The 15,388-nt window shown below is 69.2% G+C and carries 14 protein-coding genes; 7 read left to right on the top strand and 7 right to left on the bottom strand.

Annotated features, from left to right (window positions below):
* Positions 1 to 36: 36 nt before the first annotated feature.
* The 4 genes from VXM69_RS16950 to VXM69_RS16935 are packed head-to-tail and all read right to left on the bottom strand — an operon-like array spanning position 37 to position 4,758.
* Positions 37 to 1,743, bottom strand: coding sequence for a lactate permease LctP family transporter (locus tag VXM69_RS16950; RefSeq protein WP_367189937.1), 1,707 nt, complete (start codon positions 1,741 to 1,743; stop codon positions 37 to 39).
* A 50-nt stretch (positions 1,744 to 1,793) separates the two neighbouring features.
* Positions 1,794 to 3,239, bottom strand: coding sequence for a LutB/LldF family L-lactate oxidation iron-sulfur protein (locus VXM69_RS16945; RefSeq protein ID WP_059557107.1), 1,446 nt, complete (start codon positions 3,237 to 3,239; stop codon positions 1,794 to 1,796).
* The gene (locus VXM69_RS16940; protein WP_034189589.1) at positions 3,236 to 3,961 is read right to left on the bottom strand and encodes a lactate utilization protein C; all 726 of its coding nucleotides are present in this window, start codon (positions 3,959 to 3,961) and stop codon (positions 3,236 to 3,238) included. The genes VXM69_RS16945 and VXM69_RS16940 overlap by 4 nt, the downstream gene beginning before the upstream one ends.
* Positions 3,958 to 4,758, bottom strand: coding sequence for a (Fe-S)-binding protein (locus tag VXM69_RS16935; protein ID WP_367189936.1), 801 nt, complete (start codon positions 4,756 to 4,758; stop codon positions 3,958 to 3,960). Before VXM69_RS16935 ends, VXM69_RS16940 begins: the two co-directional genes overlap by 4 nt.
* Before the next feature lie 128 nt (positions 4,759 to 4,886).
* Between VXM69_RS16935 and VXM69_RS16930 the strand changes: the two genes are divergently transcribed.
* From VXM69_RS16930 to VXM69_RS16910, 5 genes are all read left to right on the top strand, one after another.
* Positions 4,887 to 5,603 (top strand): FadR/GntR family transcriptional regulator, encoded by a 717-nt coding sequence (locus VXM69_RS16930; protein WP_124610134.1) that lies wholly within the window; start codon positions 4,887 to 4,889, stop codon positions 5,601 to 5,603.
* Positions 5,604 to 5,817: 214 nt separating this feature from the next.
* Complete coding sequence (locus VXM69_RS16925) at positions 5,818 to 7,443, top strand: phospholipase D family protein (protein WP_200086406.1); 1,626 nt, start codon at positions 5,818 to 5,820, stop codon at positions 7,441 to 7,443.
* Positions 7,444 to 7,605: 162 nt separating this feature from the next.
* Positions 7,606 to 8,379, top strand: coding sequence for a class II aldolase/adducin family protein (locus VXM69_RS16920; RefSeq protein WP_059557112.1), 774 nt, complete (start codon positions 7,606 to 7,608; stop codon positions 8,377 to 8,379).
* 318 nt (positions 8,380 to 8,697) lie between these two features.
* Positions 8,698 to 9,132, top strand: coding sequence for a CHRD domain-containing protein (locus VXM69_RS16915; RefSeq protein WP_034189585.1), 435 nt, complete (start codon positions 8,698 to 8,700; stop codon positions 9,130 to 9,132).
* A gap of 89 nt (positions 9,133 to 9,221) precedes the next feature.
* A complete protein-coding gene (locus VXM69_RS16910; protein WP_034189584.1) occupies positions 9,222 to 10,184 on the top strand; it encodes an alpha/beta hydrolase in 963 nt (320 codons plus the stop codon).
* Here VXM69_RS16910 and VXM69_RS16905 read toward each other — a convergent pair.
* Positions 10,154 to 10,996 carry an EcsC family protein gene (locus tag VXM69_RS16905; protein ID WP_034189583.1) on the bottom strand — a complete coding sequence of 281 codons (843 nt, stop codon included), beginning with the start codon at positions 10,994 to 10,996 and terminating at the stop codon, positions 10,154 to 10,156. The two genes, VXM69_RS16910 and VXM69_RS16905, sit on opposite strands and share 31 nt — an antisense overlap.
* A 107-nt stretch (positions 10,997 to 11,103) precedes the next feature.
* Here VXM69_RS16905 and VXM69_RS16900 point away from each other — a divergent pair, with 107 nt between their 5' ends.
* Both VXM69_RS16900 and VXM69_RS16895 read left to right on the top strand, forming a co-directional pair.
* Complete coding sequence (locus VXM69_RS16900) at positions 11,104 to 12,699, top strand: MDR family MFS transporter (RefSeq protein WP_049030229.1); 1,596 nt, start codon at positions 11,104 to 11,106, stop codon at positions 12,697 to 12,699.
* 50 nt (positions 12,700 to 12,749) lie between these two features.
* The gene (locus VXM69_RS16895) at positions 12,750 to 13,196 is read left to right on the top strand and encodes a MarR family transcriptional regulator (protein ID WP_049030230.1); all 447 of its coding nucleotides are present in this window, start codon (positions 12,750 to 12,752) and stop codon (positions 13,194 to 13,196) included.
* Between the two features lie 68 nt (positions 13,197 to 13,264).
* On the opposite strand, the gene VXM69_RS16890 is transcribed toward VXM69_RS16895, so the two are convergent.
* The gene (locus VXM69_RS16890) at positions 13,265 to 13,846 is read right to left on the bottom strand and encodes a DJ-1/PfpI family protein (protein WP_034189580.1); all 582 of its coding nucleotides are present in this window, start codon (positions 13,844 to 13,846) and stop codon (positions 13,265 to 13,267) included.
* Between the two features lie 154 nt (positions 13,847 to 14,000).
* Complete coding sequence (locus VXM69_RS16885; RefSeq protein WP_034189579.1) at positions 14,001 to 15,281, bottom strand: amino acid deaminase; 1,281 nt, start codon at positions 15,279 to 15,281, stop codon at positions 14,001 to 14,003.
* Between the last annotated feature and the right edge of the window lie 107 nt (positions 15,282 to 15,388).

Here is a 15,388-nt window from a genome sequence, read left to right as displayed (position 1 = left end):
TGGGGTTTTTGTCTTGTGGGGCCGCCGGTGCGCCGCTTACGGCACCATTCCCGGCAGCACGTACGCCTGTACGAGCGTGATCAGCCCGACGATCACCGCGAACAGCAGGCTGTGCCGCACCGTGAAGCGGAACAGCTCGGACTCCTTGCCGACGAGGCCCGTCGCCGCGCATGCGACCGCGATCGACTGCGGCGAGATCATCTTCGCGGTCACGCCGCCCGTCGTGTTCGCGGCGACCGCGAGTGTCTCGGGCACGCCGAGCTGGTGCGCGGTGGCCTGCTGCAGCGAGCAGAACAGGGCGTTCGACGAGGTATCGGAGCCCGTCAGGAACACGCCGAGCCAGCCGAGGAACGGCGAGAAGAACGGGAACGCGGCGCCGGTCGCGGCCAGCATCAGCGCGAGCGTCGACGACATCCCCGAGTAGTTCGCGACGAACGCGAACGCGAGCACGAGGCCGATCGACAGGATCGGGCGCGTCAGCTCCTTCAGCGTCTCGCCGAACGTGACGAGCGCGTCGCGCGGCTTCATCTTCAACAGCGCCATCGAGATCAGCGCGGTCACGAGGATCGCGCTGCCGACCGCCGACACCAGATCGATCTTCAGCACCGCGTCGAGCGCCTTCGGCGTCGCGGCGATCGGGGCGGTCTTCACGACGAGCTGATCGAGCCCGGCCACGTGGAACTTCAGCACGGTCGACGCGAGCGCGCCGTGTGCGGCGAACAGCGCCTTGAACGGCGCGAGGCTCCAGACGGTGACGACGGCCGTGAGAATCAGGAACGGCGACCACGCGCGCACCGTCTGCGCGAGCGTGTACGGCGACGCCCGGCGGCTCGTGCCGGTGCCGAAGCCGGTGCCGCTCGCGCCGAACCCGGCCAGCGCCGCGCCGCCGCCGGACGCGACGAGGCCGCCGGCCGGCTGCCGCGCGGTGCGCGGCTGCCACACCTTCAGGAACGCCGCGAGCGCGACGAGGCTGACGAGCGACGACGTGATGTCCGGCAGCTCGGGCCCGATGTGGTTCGACGTGAAGTACTGCGTGACCGCGAAGCTGCCGCCCGCGACGAGCGCGGCCGGCCAGGTCTGCCGCACGCCGCGCAGTCCGTCCATCATGAACACGAGCCAGAACGGCACCGCGAGCGACAGCAGCGGCAACTGGCGGCCGGCCATCGCGCCGATGTGGAACGGATCGATGCCCGTCACCTGCCCGGCGACGATGATCGGAATGCCCATCGCGCGGAACGCGACCGGCGCGGTATTTGCAATCAGACACAGTCCTGCCGCATGCAGCGGCTTGAAGCCGAGACCGACGAGCAGCGCGGCCGTGATCGCGACGGGTGCGCCGAAGCCGGCGGCGCCTTCGAGGAATGCGCCGAACGAGAAGCCGATCAGCAGCATCTGCAGGCGCTGGTCGTCGGTGATCGACAGCACGGACGCGCGGATGATGTCGAACTGGCCGGTCTTCACGACGATCTTGTACAGGAACACGGCCGCGACGATGATCCATGCGATCGGCCACAGGCCGTAGGCGAAGCCGAAGCCGGCGGCCGCGAGCGCCTGCGGCACGGGCATCCCGTACGCGAGGATCGCGACGCCGAGCGACAGCAGCAGCGTGATCGCGGCGGCGACATGGCCTTTCATCCGCAGTGCGGCCAGCGCGACGAAAAAGAAGATGATCGGAATCGCGGCGACGAACGCCGACAGCCCGAGGCTGCCGAGCGGCGTATAGATCTGATGCCAAACCTGCATGGGTGTCTCCTCCATGGATTTATCGGGGTACGGGTTTGAAAGCGGGGGCGCTATTCGGGCTGGCCGCGGGCGCGCAGCAGGTCGGACAGGCTGCGCGGCGCCGGTTCGAGCGGCGTGCGGTGCTGCGTCCAGCCCATCTGTTTCGCGGGCGTCAGCGCATGCAGGCGCGTCGCGGCCCAGCGGAACGCGCGGTACGCGCGCGGATGCGCGAACGCGCCCGACCAGAAGCGCCACACGAGGTCTTCCGCGCGGTTGTAGTTCGCGCCCTGGCCGCGCAGCGGATGCGCGACGGGTTCGTCGGGCTTGCGGTTCGCCTCGGTGCGCAGCCGCACGAGCAGTTGCGGGATCGGGATCCGCACCGGGCACACCTCGCCGCATGCGCCGCACAGCGTCGACGCGGTCGGCAGGTCGGCCGTCGCGTCGAGGCCGAGCAGGTGCGGCGAAATGATCTTGCCGATCGGGCCCGGGTAGGTCGTGCCGTACGCGTGGCCGCCGATGCGCGTGTAGACGGGGCAGTGGTTCATGCACGCGCCGCAGCGGATGCATTGCAGCGTCGCGCGCAGCTGGTCGTCCGCGTATGCCTGCGTGCGGCCGTTGTCGAGCAGCACGAGATGCAGCTCGCGCGGGCCGTCGCGTTCGCCGTCGCGCCGCGGGCCCGAGATCAGGTTGAAGTAGGTCGTGATCGCCTGGCCGGTGGCCGAGCGCGTGAGCAGGCTCGACAGCGGCACGATGTGCTCGAGCTTCTCGACGACCTTCTCGATCCCCATGATCGCGATGTGCGTGTCGGGCACCGTCGTCGACAGGCGGCCGTTGCCTTCGTTCTCGACGAGCCACAGCGTGCCCGTGTCGGCCGCCGCGAAGTTCACGCCGGACAGGCCGATGTCGGCTTCGGCGAATGCGCGGCGCAGCGCGCGACGGCCGGTCTGGATCAGCTCGTCGACGTCCTCCGTGTAGCGCGTGCCGGGGATGTGTGCCTCGAACAGCTCGGCGATGTCGCCGCGCGTCTTGTGGATCGCCGGCATCACGATGTGCGACGGCTTCTCGCCCGCGAGCTGCACGATGAATTCGCCCATGTCGGATTCGATGCAGTCGACGCCGTGCTCCGCGAGGTAATGGTTCAGCTCGATTTCCTCGCTCGCCATCGACTTGCCCTTGATCACGCGGCGCGCCTTCCTCGCCTGCGCGATGCCGAGCACGATCGCGTTCGCGTCGGCGGCCGTCTCGGCCCAGTGCACGTGCACGCCGGCCTCGGTGAGCTTCGTCTCCAGCCGTTCGAGCAGCGCGGGCAGTTGCGCGAGCGCGTGCTGCCGCACGGCTTCGCCGAGATCGCGCAGCTGCTGCAGTTCGTCGTCGTCGGGGAATTGCGTCGCACGCTTGCCCTGCAGGAAGTCCATCGCACCGCGAAAGCTCCGGCGCAACGCGGGATCGTCGAGCGCGGCGCGCGCGCGGCTCTTGAAGTCGCCGGGGGCGACGAATTGCAGCGTGTGGTCGCTCATCGCGGCGGCTCCTCGCAAGCGGGTGCGGCCGACGAGGCGGCCGAATCGGTGACGATCACGACCCACAGGCGGCGCGGGCCGTGTGCGCCGTAGGCGAGCGTCTGCTGGATGTCGGAGGTCTTGGACGGGCCCGACACCAGCACGAGGTTGGTCGGCATGCCGGCGTGCCAGCGTTCCGCCCGGACGGCCGCGTGCAGGTCGGCATGCAGCGTGTTCGCGTGGACGAGCGCGACATGCAGCGGCGGCACCAGCGATACCGTGCGCGGCGTGCCGGCATCGGGCGCGAGCACGACGGTGCCGGTGGCCGCGATACCGGAGCGCGCGACGGTGAAGCCCGCATCGATCGTGTCGAACAGCTCGGCCTTCCATGCGTCGATCGGCCGGTCGAACGGCACCGGGGCGACTGCGTCGGGCAGTGCACGGGCGAGCGCCGCGGATTCGGCGCGCGCCGGGTCGAGCAGCAGGCGGCGCACGCCAGCGTCGGCGAGGCGTGCGGCAAGCTGCGCGGGCCATGCGTCGGCGCTCGCGCACCAGACGTCCGCGTGCGATGCGGCAAGCGCGGCCTGCATCGCCTGTGCGAGTGCCTGCGGGTCGCGTCCGGTCGAGGTGCGGCGCCTGTCGTAATGCGTGTCGATGCGCGCGTCCAGCGCGGGGGCGGCCGTTGCGGCGACGCCCGGCGAGGCGGCGCGCAGGCGCGCGAGAATCGCGGCGCGCGCGCTCATCGCTTGTCTCCGCGCAACGAGGCGGCGCCGGACGTACGGCGCCACAGGAAGCTCGCGAGATGCTCGACCGGCAGCGGCGCGCCGGCCTTGGCCGCGGCGTGGCCGATGTTCAGCAGGCAGCCGCAGTCCGCGGACACGAGCCGGTCGCTGCCCGTCGCGCAGGCCGACGCGACCTTGTCGCGCACCATCGCGCCGGAGATGTCCGGATGCTTCAGCGAGAACGTGCCGCCGAAGCCGCAGCACTCGGATTCGCGTTCGTGCTCGATCCGGGTCACGCCGGGCAGCGCGTCGACGAGCGCGACGCCATGGACGCGCGTGCCCATCTCGCGGCGGGCCGCGCACGACGTGTGCAGCACGACGCGCTCGTCGGGCCCGGCGCCGGCCGTGGCCGCGTCGAGCCGTACATCGAGTACGTGGACGAGGAATTCCGCGAGTTCGTAGGTCCGTTCCGCGATCGCGCGGGCCTTCGGGCCGTTGACGGGATCGTCCGCGAACAGCGCTGGCCAATGGTGCCGGATCATGCCTGCGCACGAGCCGGACGGCACGATCACGGGCCACGGCTCGGCGAACAGGTCGAGCTGCGCGGCCGCGACGCGGCGCGCTTCGTCGGGATTGCCGCTGCTGTAGGCCGGCTGCCCGCAGCAGCTCTGGCGGCGCGGATAGTGGACGGTCAGACTTTCGCGCTCCAGCAGGCGGACCGCGTCGAGCCCCGCTTCGGGGACGAACAGGTCGACCAGGCAGGTCGCGAACAGATAGACGTGCGCGGGGACGGCGGCGGGGTACTGCCTTTCGTTCATGTCTCGCTCCAGGGGCGACGGCCCGGCATGCGGGTCGACGATTTCGCTGCATAATTCCCGCGACGGCGCCGCGGCTCAAATTGGTTGGGCCAATCGGCGTGACAGGCATTGAGCGGGGAGAGGCGGCGATGGCAGCGATGACGGCACGGGGCCGGACCGAAGTGGTGATGCGCAAGATCGAGACGGCGCTGCTCGACGGCACCTGGCCGGCCGGTGCGCGGCTGCCGGCCGAGCGCGTGCTCGCGCAGCAGTACGGCGTCGCGCGTAATACCGTGCGCGAGGCGACCCAGCGGCTCGTCGCGCGCGGGCTGCTGCAGAGCCGGCGCGGCGCGGGGGTCTACGTGACCGACCAGTTGCGCGCGGGCATCGCGTCGCCGTGGGGCCAGCTGGTCGCCGATCATCCGGCGCTGCGCGACGACATCCTCGAATTCCGCCGCGTACTCGAAGGCGCGACCGCTTATTTCGCCGCGCTGCGGGCCGATGCGAACGACCGGCGCCGGATCCGCGCGCTGCTGCGCGAACTCGAAACCGCGCACGCGAACGACGACGCGGCCGTCGAGGCCGCGACCGACGCGAAGCTGCACGAGGCGATCGCGCTCGCGTCGCACAACACGATGTTCCTGCACTTGCATACGAGCGTGATCGGGATGCTGCGCGAGCACATCTCGATCAACGTGGCGGGCATGACGATGGAGGACGAGCAGGCGTCCGAGCTGCTGTTGCAACAGCACCGCGTCGTGTGCGACGCGATCTGCGCGCAGCGGCCCGAAGAGGCGCGCACCGCGATGCAGACGCATATCGACTACGTGCGCAGCCATTTCGAGCGCAGCGGCGACGGGCGGTGAGATTGGTCGGACCACATCCGCTCGAGGCGCGTCCAGCCGGCGGATTGGGCATCTCCGGGCGTCGCCCGCCGGCAGCCGGCCGCGCGCGGGCCGCCGTGCGCCGCCCGCGCGATTGACCGGGTCGTCGGCCGCCCACTAGAATCGGCCGGAGCGGCGCGCCAGCCGCGCGCCGCGGCGAATGCGGACCGTCGTTCCGCCAGTCGAGGAAGCTCCCGTGCTCACGTCCTTCATCCGGCGCGCGCCGGCCGCGCCGTCATGGCGTGCCGCATGCCGCCCGGCCCGTGCGCTGGCCGTCTGCGCACTGCTGTCGCTCGTCGCCGCGTGCGCGACGCATCCACCCGCCACCACCCTCGATCGCCCGGTTTCGCATGCGTTGCCGCCCGACACCGCGACGCCGCTGCGCGACGCGCTGGCGGCACCCGAGGCCGCGCATCCCGGCCAGTCGGGCTTCCGGCTGCTGGCCGATGGCGCGCAGGCGCTGCAGATGCGCATCGCGCTCGCCCGCGCGGCGACGAAGACGCTCGACATGCAGTACTACATCGCGACCGAGGACACGACGGGCAAGCTGCTGCTCGCCGCGGCACTGTACGCGGCCGATCGCGGCGTGCGCGTGCGGATGCTGGTCGACGACCTGAACTTCCGCGACATCGACCGCGTGATGGCCGCGCTGAACACGCACCCGAACATCGAGATCCGCGTGTTCAACCCGTTCGGCGCGTCGCGGCAGGGGATGGTCGAGCGCACGACCAACTTCTTCACGCGCATCGACAGCTTCACGCGCCGGATGCACAACAAGGCGATGATCGCGGACAACCAGCTCGCGATCGTCGGCGGCCGCAATCTCGGCGACGAATACTTCAGCGCGAGCCCGACGCTGCAGTTCCGCGATCTCGACGTGCTCGCCGCCGGCCCGGTGACGAACGACGTGTCGGCGAGCTTCGACACGTACTGGTCGAGCGCGAGCAGCTATCCGCTGCGCGTGCTGAATCACCAGTCGTTCGATCCGAAGGACCTCGACGCGATGCGCGACGGGCTGCGCAGCCACTGGCGCGAGAACGCCGAGCCGTACAACGCGAAGCCGCTGAACGCGACGCCGCTCGCGCAGCAGATCGCGCGCGACGAGCTCGGGCTCGTGTGGGCGCCGGCCGAGTTCAAGGTCGATGCGCCCGACAAGGTCGCTCGGCCGACCGACGCGTACGTCAGCCCGCCGATGCAGCGCCTCGTCGAGCTGACGCGCGGCGCGCAGCAGGAATTCCTCGCGTTTTCGCCCTATTTCGTGCCGCACGACGCGGGCGTGAAGATTCTCGGCGACACGACCGCGCGCGGCGTGCGCGTCGCGATCCTGACGAATTCGCTCGCCGCGACCGACGCGGTCGCCGTGCAGGCCGGCTACGCGCCGTACCGCGTGCCGCTGCTGCGGCACGGCGTCGAGCTGTACGAGTTCAAGGCGCAGCCGGGCCGCCAGCGCCCGCGCCTGTTCGGGTCGCGCTCGCGCGCGAGCCTGCACGCGAAGGCGTACGTGATCGACCGGAAGATCCTCGTGATCGGCTCGATGAACCTCGACCCGCGTTCCGCGCACCTGAATACCGAACTGGCGCTGGTGATCCACAGCCCGGCGCTTGCCGAGCAGGTCGCGACGATCTTCGCGCGCGTGACGCAGCCGGACGAAAGCTACCGCGTGAGCCTCGCCGCGCCGGCGGGCGGCGGGTCGTCCGAACTCGAATGGACGGGCGTCGACGACGGCCAGCCGGCGACCTATCGCGTCGATCCGCACGCGGGGCTGATGCGCAACCTGATGACGGGCATCTTCACCCTGCTGCCGGTCGACGATCAGCTTTGAGCGCCCCGGCAAACAGGGGGCGGAAGCGCTCCGGCTAAACCCGCGTTACCGGCGCGCGGGGAAGGTGATATGGTTGTGTGCACAACTATATGGGCGTGCGTGACGATGCCGCGGACGGCCCGTGCCGTGCGCGCCGCGCGCACCCGCAACCGGAGTTCCTCCATGCAACGTGTACCGAACCAGCCGTTCACGCGTCCCGCCCGCTTCTCCGAAGCCGAATGGCAGGCGCGCGTGCAGCTCGCGGCCGCTTACCGCATCTTCGATCACCTTGGCTGGACCGAGCTGATCTACAACCATATCTCGCTGCGCGTGCCGGGCGAGGACGGGCATTTCCTGATCAATCCGTTCGGGCTCCATTACCGCGAGGTGTGCGCATCGAACCTCGTGAAGATCGACATCGACGGCAACGTGATCGGGCATTCCGACTGGCCGATCAATCCGGCCGGCTTCACGTTCCACAGCGCGATCCATGCGGCGCTGCCCGATGCGCATTGCGTGATGCACGTGCACACGACGCCGACGATGGCCGTGTGCTGCTCGCGCGACGGGCTGTCGTTTTCCAATTTCTATTCGGCGCAGCTGTACGGGAAGATCGCGTATCACGACTTCGAGGGCATCACCGTGCATCTGGAGGAGGGCCGGCGCATCGTCGAGAGCGCGGGCGGGCGGCCCGTGCTGCTGTTGCGCAACCACGGACCGGTGACGATCGGCGCGACGCTCGCGCAGACGTTCTCGCTGATGTGGCTGCTCAATCGCGCGTGCGAGGTGCAGGTCGCGACGCATGCGATCGGCGGCGCGCTGCCGATCGCGCCGCCCGTGCTCGAGGGGTGCGTGCGCGATTCGCTGAATTTCGATCCGAAGCACGGCGCGGGGCAGGATGCGTTCGACGCGCTGCAGCGTATCGTCGATCGGATCGATCCCGGCTATCGCGCGTGACTCGACCTGGCGCGGCTGCCGGCGGCGCATGCAAAAAAAAACGCGGCCGGGTGGCCGCGTGAATACTCGCAGACTCCTTCGGACGAAGGAAACAAGCAACTGTGAGACGAAGTGTAGCGAAAGGCCACGCGCGGATTCAGCCGTCGGGTTGCAAAGGTCCGTTCCAGGTTGACGCAGACTGACGCGACGCTGCCGGTCGCGGCGCGGTGACGATTCGCTGCCTGGCCGTTCGGCGGACTCCCGCAACGGCGGCGATCGACTACCATCCTATCTGGCGCCCCCGTCCGGGCGGCGTACAACGTCGTACAAGGAGAGTCCATGCTCAAGCTGCGTTTGCTCCAGGTCGCGTTACTCGCGGGCGTGCTGGCCGCCGGCAGCGCCGCTGCCGAAACGGTGCGCCTGTCCGCCAGTCTCCAGCCGTCGAGCGAAGTCCCGCCCACGGCGACCAAGGGATCGGGCAAGGTCGACGCCACGTACGACACGGCCACCCATACGCTGCAGTGGACGGTCACTTACGAACACCTCACGGGGCCGGCCACCGCCGCGCATTTCCACGGGCCCGCGCCGGTCGGCCAGAACGCGGGCGTGCAGGTGCCGATTCCGAAGGACGAGCTGGCGAGCCCGATCAAGGGTTCGAAGGAACTCACCGACGCGCAGGTTACCGACCTGATGGGCGGCAAGTGGTACTTCAACGTTCATACGAAGGAGCACCCGGCCGGCGAGATCCGCGGCCAGGTGATGCCGGCGAACTGAGCGCCGGCGTTTGATATAGAGGCACCTGTCGAGCGGGGCGGGAACGTTCGCACGTACCATCGTCACACTGCGATGACGGAGTGCATTCGATGAGTTGGCAAAGCAAGCTCGCCTGCTGGCTGCTGCGCTGGCAGTTTCGTCCCGAGACCACGCGCGAGGTGCTCGACCCCGCGCGTGCGCGGCGCTTTACCGATCTGCGGATGATCGTGCCGCGCCGCGCGCCGTCGGGCTACCGGCTGCGCCAGTGCCATGGCGCGGGCGATGCGCCGCTGCGCGGCGAGTGGCTCGAGCGCACCGACGCGAGCGCGGGGCGCGGGCCCGGCCGCACGCTGCTGTACTTCCACGGCGGCGGTTATTACTTCTGTTCGACGAGAACGCACCGGCCGCTGGTGTTCGGCCTGACGAAGCGTGCGGGTGTGCGCTCGTTCTCGCTCGACTACCGGCTCGCGCCCGAAAACCGTTTCCCGGCCGCGCTCGACGATGCGCTCGCGGCCTACCGGCAACTGCTGGCGCTCGGCACGCCGCCCGAGTCGATCGTGCTCGGCGGCGATTCGGCGGGCGGCGGCCTCGCGCTCGCGACGCTCGTCGCGCTGCGCGATCGCGGCGAACCGTTGCCGGCCGGCGCGATCCTGTTCTCGCCGTGGACCGATCTCGCGGCCACCGGCGCGACGCTGCGCACCAACGACGGCGCCGATCCGATGTTTGCCGGCTCGGCGCTGCCGAAGGCCGCGAAGCTGTACCTCGGCGACACGCCGGCAACGCATCCGTACGCATCGCCGCTCTACGCGGATTTCACGGGCCTGCCGCCGCTGTATATCCAGGTCGGCAGCACCGAGGTGCTGCTCGACGATTCGCGCCGCGTTGCCGAGCAGGCGAAGGCGGCCGGCGTGGCGGTGGAGATCGAGGTGTGGCCCGACATGCCGCACGTGTGGCAGCTGTACGCGCCGATGATGCCGGAAGCGCGCGACGCGCTCGACCGCGCGGCCGCGTTCCTGCGCCGCGTCGCGGTCGAACGCGCGGTTCAGCGCGTCGGCGAGGCGTCGATCGCCTGATAGGCGGCCTTGACGGCCGCCGCGCCGTACTTGCGCTCGAGCCGGCGCACGGTGAAATGGCCGTGCGCCATCTGCTGGAAGTGGTCGATGAACAGCGTATTGACGGTCGCCCCCAGCACGGCGCCGATCGCCGGGATCGACTTCGCGGCCATCTGCTCGGTCACCTGCACCGAGAAGCGCGACGCGACCGTCTGCACGAGCTTGAACACGGCCGCCGAGCTGTGTGCGGCGATGCCTTTCGTCGTGATGTCCGACGACGCCTTCGAGATCGCTTGCGCAAGCGCGCCGCGCAGCACGAAATAACCGAGATCGGCGTCCTCTTCCTGCTTGTCCGGGTTGCCGCCCATGCCGAGCACGGCCAGGCATTGCAGCTGCGTATCGACCGACGTCAGGTCCTCGCCTTCGCTGCGCGCGATGTCGCATACCGAGCGGAAGATCAGCGTGGTCGTCACCGGCAGCTCGACCGGCAGCGCGAGAAAGCCGAACGCGCCGCCCGCCGCACCGGTCGTCGCGACCGCGAGCTTGTGCAGCAGGTTGCTCGGCTTGTCGGGCTCGGCGTCCGGCGCCGGCGGCTTGCCGAGCGTGCGCAGCGCGATGTTCAGGCACTTGCGCAGCGCGAGCTGCGTCGCGTCGTTGATCTTGCCGGTCGCGAAATCCGGCAGCCGCGCGATCATTTTCTCGACCGGCGCGCCGAGCATCCCGGTCAGCTTCATCGTCAGCGACGGACTTTCCAGTACCTGCTTCGCGCGCCCCAGCGCGTCCCGATCCTCCGGCGACAGCGTCGTCGCGGGGTTGATTGAAATCGGTTCCATTTCTCTCCTTGGCGTGAACAGGCCCCAAACCGTCGCCAGCCTAGATTACTCCGGCATGCTAGAATTTTGAGATTGTTTGACTCGTCAAAAGTTGCATCAACAAAAAAATGGCCGTCCATACTGCCGCCCACCATTCGAGCGGGCAAGTCCTGCCGTTCCGCGAATCGCTGCTGGCGATGATCGGCATCTCGTTCGTCACCATGCTGGTCGCGCTCGACCAGACGGTCGTCGGCACCGCGCTGCCGACCATCGTCGCCGAACTCAGGGGCTTCGACCTGTACGCGTGGGTTGCGACCTCGTATCTCCTCAGTTCCGTGATCACGGTGCCGATCTTCGGCCGGCTCGGCGACTATTACGGCCGCAAGCCGTTCGTGATCGTGTCGATCGTCGTGTTCACCGGCGCGTCGGTGCTGTGCGGGATGGCCAACGACATGCTGTACCTCGTGCTCGCGCGCGGCCTGCAGGGAATCGGCGGCGGGATGCTGGTCGGTACCGCGTTCGCGTGCATCCCCGACCTGTTCCCCGATTCCGTCGTGCGGCTGCGCTGGCAGGTGCTGATGAGCTCCGCGTTCGGCATCGCGAACGCGGTCGGCCCGTCGCTCGGCGGCGTGCTGACCCAGTCGTTCGGCTGGCGCTCGGTGTTCTACGTGAACCTGCCGGTCGGCCTGCTGTCGCTGTTCTTCGTGTGGCGCTACCTGCCGCACCTGCGCCACGTCGTGCACGATCGCAAGATGCGGCTCGACTGGCCGGGCGCGCTGCTGATCGCGCTGTCGCTCGGCGCGCTGCAGCTGTTCGTCGAATGGCTGCCGAAGTACGGCGTCGCGAGCTGGGCGTCGCTGCTGCTCGTTGTCGCGGTCGCGGCCGGCGTCGGCCTGTGGCACTGGGAGAAGCGCTGCGCACAGCCCATTTTGCCGTTCGACATGTTCGGCAACCGCGCGCTGTCCGCGCTGTTCGTGCTCGCGATCCTCGCCGGCTTCTCGATGTTCTCGCTGCTGTTCTACGCGCCGCTGCTGTTCCAGGGCGGTTTCGGGATGTCGCCGAAGGAAGCCGGGCTCGTGATCACGCCGCTCGTCGTGTTCATCACGATCGGCAGCATCATGAACGGACGCGTCGTCACGCGCATCCGCCATCCGAACGCGATGCTGCACGTCGGCTTCGTGCTGTTCGCGATCGCGTGCGCGGGCATCGTCGTCTCGACGCACACGACGCCGGCCTGGATGCTGATGGCGCTGATGGTCGCGGGCGGCATCGGGCTCGGTTTCGTGCTGCCGAACCTCACCGTATTCGCGCAGCAGGCAGCCGGACGCGAGCACCTCGGGATCGCGACGGCGCTGCTGCAATCGCTGCGGATGGTCGGCGGGATGCTCGGCACCGCGCTGACGGGCACGCTCGTCAACCAGATGTATTCGAGCGGCGTGCGCGACGCGCTGTCGGCCGATCACGCGATGCAGTGGCATGCGCAGCTCGCCGATCCGCAGATCCTGATCGATCGCGCGGCACAGGGCGGTCTCGTCGCGGCGCTCACGCGCGCCGGGCATAATGGCGCGCTGCTGCTGGAAGCGGCCCGCGAATCGCTGGTCGGCGCGATCCACCTGGGCGTCGCGATGGCGGCCGTCGTGGCCGTGGTGTCGGTGTGGCAGTGCCGCCGCGTGCCGCCGATCGCGTTGCGGCGCAAGATCGAGCCGCACGTCGCGGCCGATTGACCGATCGGGCGATTCAACGATTCAACGATTTACCGGAACGACATCAGCGCATGGAAGAACAGGACCGCGTCGCGATCTTGCAGCAATTCGGACGCACGTATCGCGCGTTCATGACCGCGTTCGAAGCGCACGTCGGGCAGCCGATGCCGCGCTGGCGCATCATGGTCGCGCTGCACACGATGGGCGGGCATTCGTCGCAGAAGAAGCTCGTCGAAGTGCTGCGCATCGATCCGGGCGCGCTCACGCGCCAGTTGAAGTCGCTTGATGCGCTCGGCTGGATCGAGCGCGAATCCGATGCGCGCGACAACCGCGTGACCAACGTGACGCTGACGGACGAAGGCCGCGCGGCGTTCGACGCGTGCCTGCCGCGCCGCAAGGCGTTCATCGAACAGACGATGGCGCAGTTGCCGGACGACGTGCTCAATGCGCTGTCGGGTGCGCTCGCGATGCTGGAAGCGCGGATCGCGGACGTCGGCTCGACGCCGGCCGCGCGCTGACGCGCGGGGCAGGGCGGCACGCCGGCGCTGCCGGCCGCCGCTTCATGTCATCCCGATCCGCTTCGGGCTTACAGCTCGATGCGCGTGCCGAGCAGCGCGAGGAATTGCGCGAGCCAGGCCGGATGCGCGGGCCACGCAGGCGCGGTGACGAACGGCGCGTCGGTCACGGCCGCGTCGACCGGAATATCCGCGTATTCGCCGCCCGCGAGCTTCACCTCGGGGGCGCAGGCCGGGTACGCCGAAATGCGCTTGCCGCGGATCACGTCGGCGGCCGCCAGCAACTGTGCCGCATGGCAGATCGCGGCGATCGGCTTGCCGGCTTCGGCGAACGCGCGCACGAGCGCAATCACCTTCGGATCGAGTCGCAGGTATTCGGGCGCGCGGCCGCCCGCGATCGCGAGCGCGTCGTAGCGCGCCGCATCGACGTCGTCGAACGCGGCATTCAGCGTGAACTGGTGGCCGGGCTTCTCGGTGTAGGTCTGGTCGCCTTCGAAGTCGTGGATCGCGGTCTTGATCTTGTCGCCCGCGCGCTTGCCCGGACACACGGCATCGACATGGTGGCCGACGGCCTGCAGTGCCTGGAACGGCACCATCGTTTCGTAGTCTTCGGCGAAATCGCCGGTCAGGAACAGGATCTTCTTCGCGGCCATGGCTTTCTCCCGTAAAGCAGCGTTGAAGGCCCGTTCGCGCCGTGCGCGACGGTCGCGAAGGGCCCCGAGGACGAAAGCGCAGTGTACTCCGGCGGATTGAAGCGCGCGTGACGGCCGCCCCGCGCGAGCGGCGGGGCGGTGCGCGCAATGGACGTCAGAAGAAGGTTTCGACGACTTCCGTCACGCGGAACTGCGGATCGAGCACGAGCACCTGGCGCCACTTGTCGAACGTCAGGCACGGGTGCGAGATGTCGAACGCGACCATGTCGCCGACTTTCACGTCCGCGCCCGGCGGGATCTGCAGGTACGCGTGCTGGTCCATCATCCCGGTCACGGCCCAGCCTTCGGTCGCCGCGACGTCGCGCGGCGCGGTGTCGCGGCCCGGACGGAAGTGGCGCGCCGGCTCGGGCAGGCCCGCGTCGAACGCCGCGTCGCGCTTGCCGAGCGCGACGATCGCCCGATCGGCCTCCGGCACCGACTGCACGTACGCCCACAGCTGCAATGCCGGCAGCAGCCCCTCGCCCATCGAGCGCGCGATCGGGTTGCGCGCGAACACGTCGGTCTGCGCCTTCTTGTAGATGCCGACGTCGTGCGTCAGGTAGCAGCCCGGTCGCAGCACGACTTCCGCGAAGCCCGCATCCGACGCCTTCCTGAATTCTTCCGCGACCACGTCGTACCACGCCGAGCCGGCGCCGGACAGGATCGCCGGCGTGCGCGCGAAGCGGCCTGCCTCGGCGAGCACGCGCGTGAGCGCGACGGCTTCCTGCAGGAACGTGCGGATCTCGCCTTCCTCTTTCAGCACGCCTTCATAGAGTTCGATGCCGGCCAGCTTCAGCGTGTCCGGATAGCGCGCGATCGCGGCCAGCACGGCCTCGCGCTGCGCGGCATCGCGCACGCCCGCGCGGCCGCCCGGCACGCCGAGCTCGATCAGCACGTTCAGCGGTTTCTTCGCGTCGCCGAAGAAGCGGCCGAGCTGGTCGACGCTTTCCGCGGAATCGACGAGACAGAAGAATTCGAAATCGGGATCCGACAGCAGCCCGGCGATGATCGTCATGTTCTGGCGGCCGACCAACTGGTTCGCGAGCAGCACGCGCCGCACGCCGCCGTGATACGCGGCCTGGGTCTGGTGCGCGGTCGCGAGCGTGATGCCCCACGCGCCGGCGTCGAGCTGGCGGCGGAACAGTTGCGGCGCCATCGTCGTCTTGCCGTGCGGCGCGAACTTGACGCCGTATTTCCGGACGAACGCCTGCATCCAGTTCAGGTTGTGTTCGACGCGATCCTCGTAAAGCACGGCGGCCGGCAGGCTGACGTCTTCCGCGAGCAGGTTCCACTCGAGGCGGCCTGCGTCGTCGAGCGGCACGCTCGCGCTCGGCACGTTGCCGAGCCCCTTGCCCAACGGATTGATTGTCGGTTCCTGATAGTTTGTAACTTTCATGTCATCCCGCTCCATCATCACTATGCATTGCACTGAAGTTGACACGCAGATGGTACAGAAAGTAGCATCTGCGCGGTGATGTTATTTAGTAACATCGAGCTTCGCAC

It is taken from the genome of Burkholderia sp. Ed8 (genome assembly GCF_040761425.1).
GTDB lineage: Bacteria > Pseudomonadota > Gammaproteobacteria > Burkholderiales > Burkholderiaceae > Burkholderia > Burkholderia seminalis.
The sequence above is the reverse complement of the archived record's forward strand: the minus strand, read 5'-3'. Positions and strand labels throughout refer to the sequence as shown.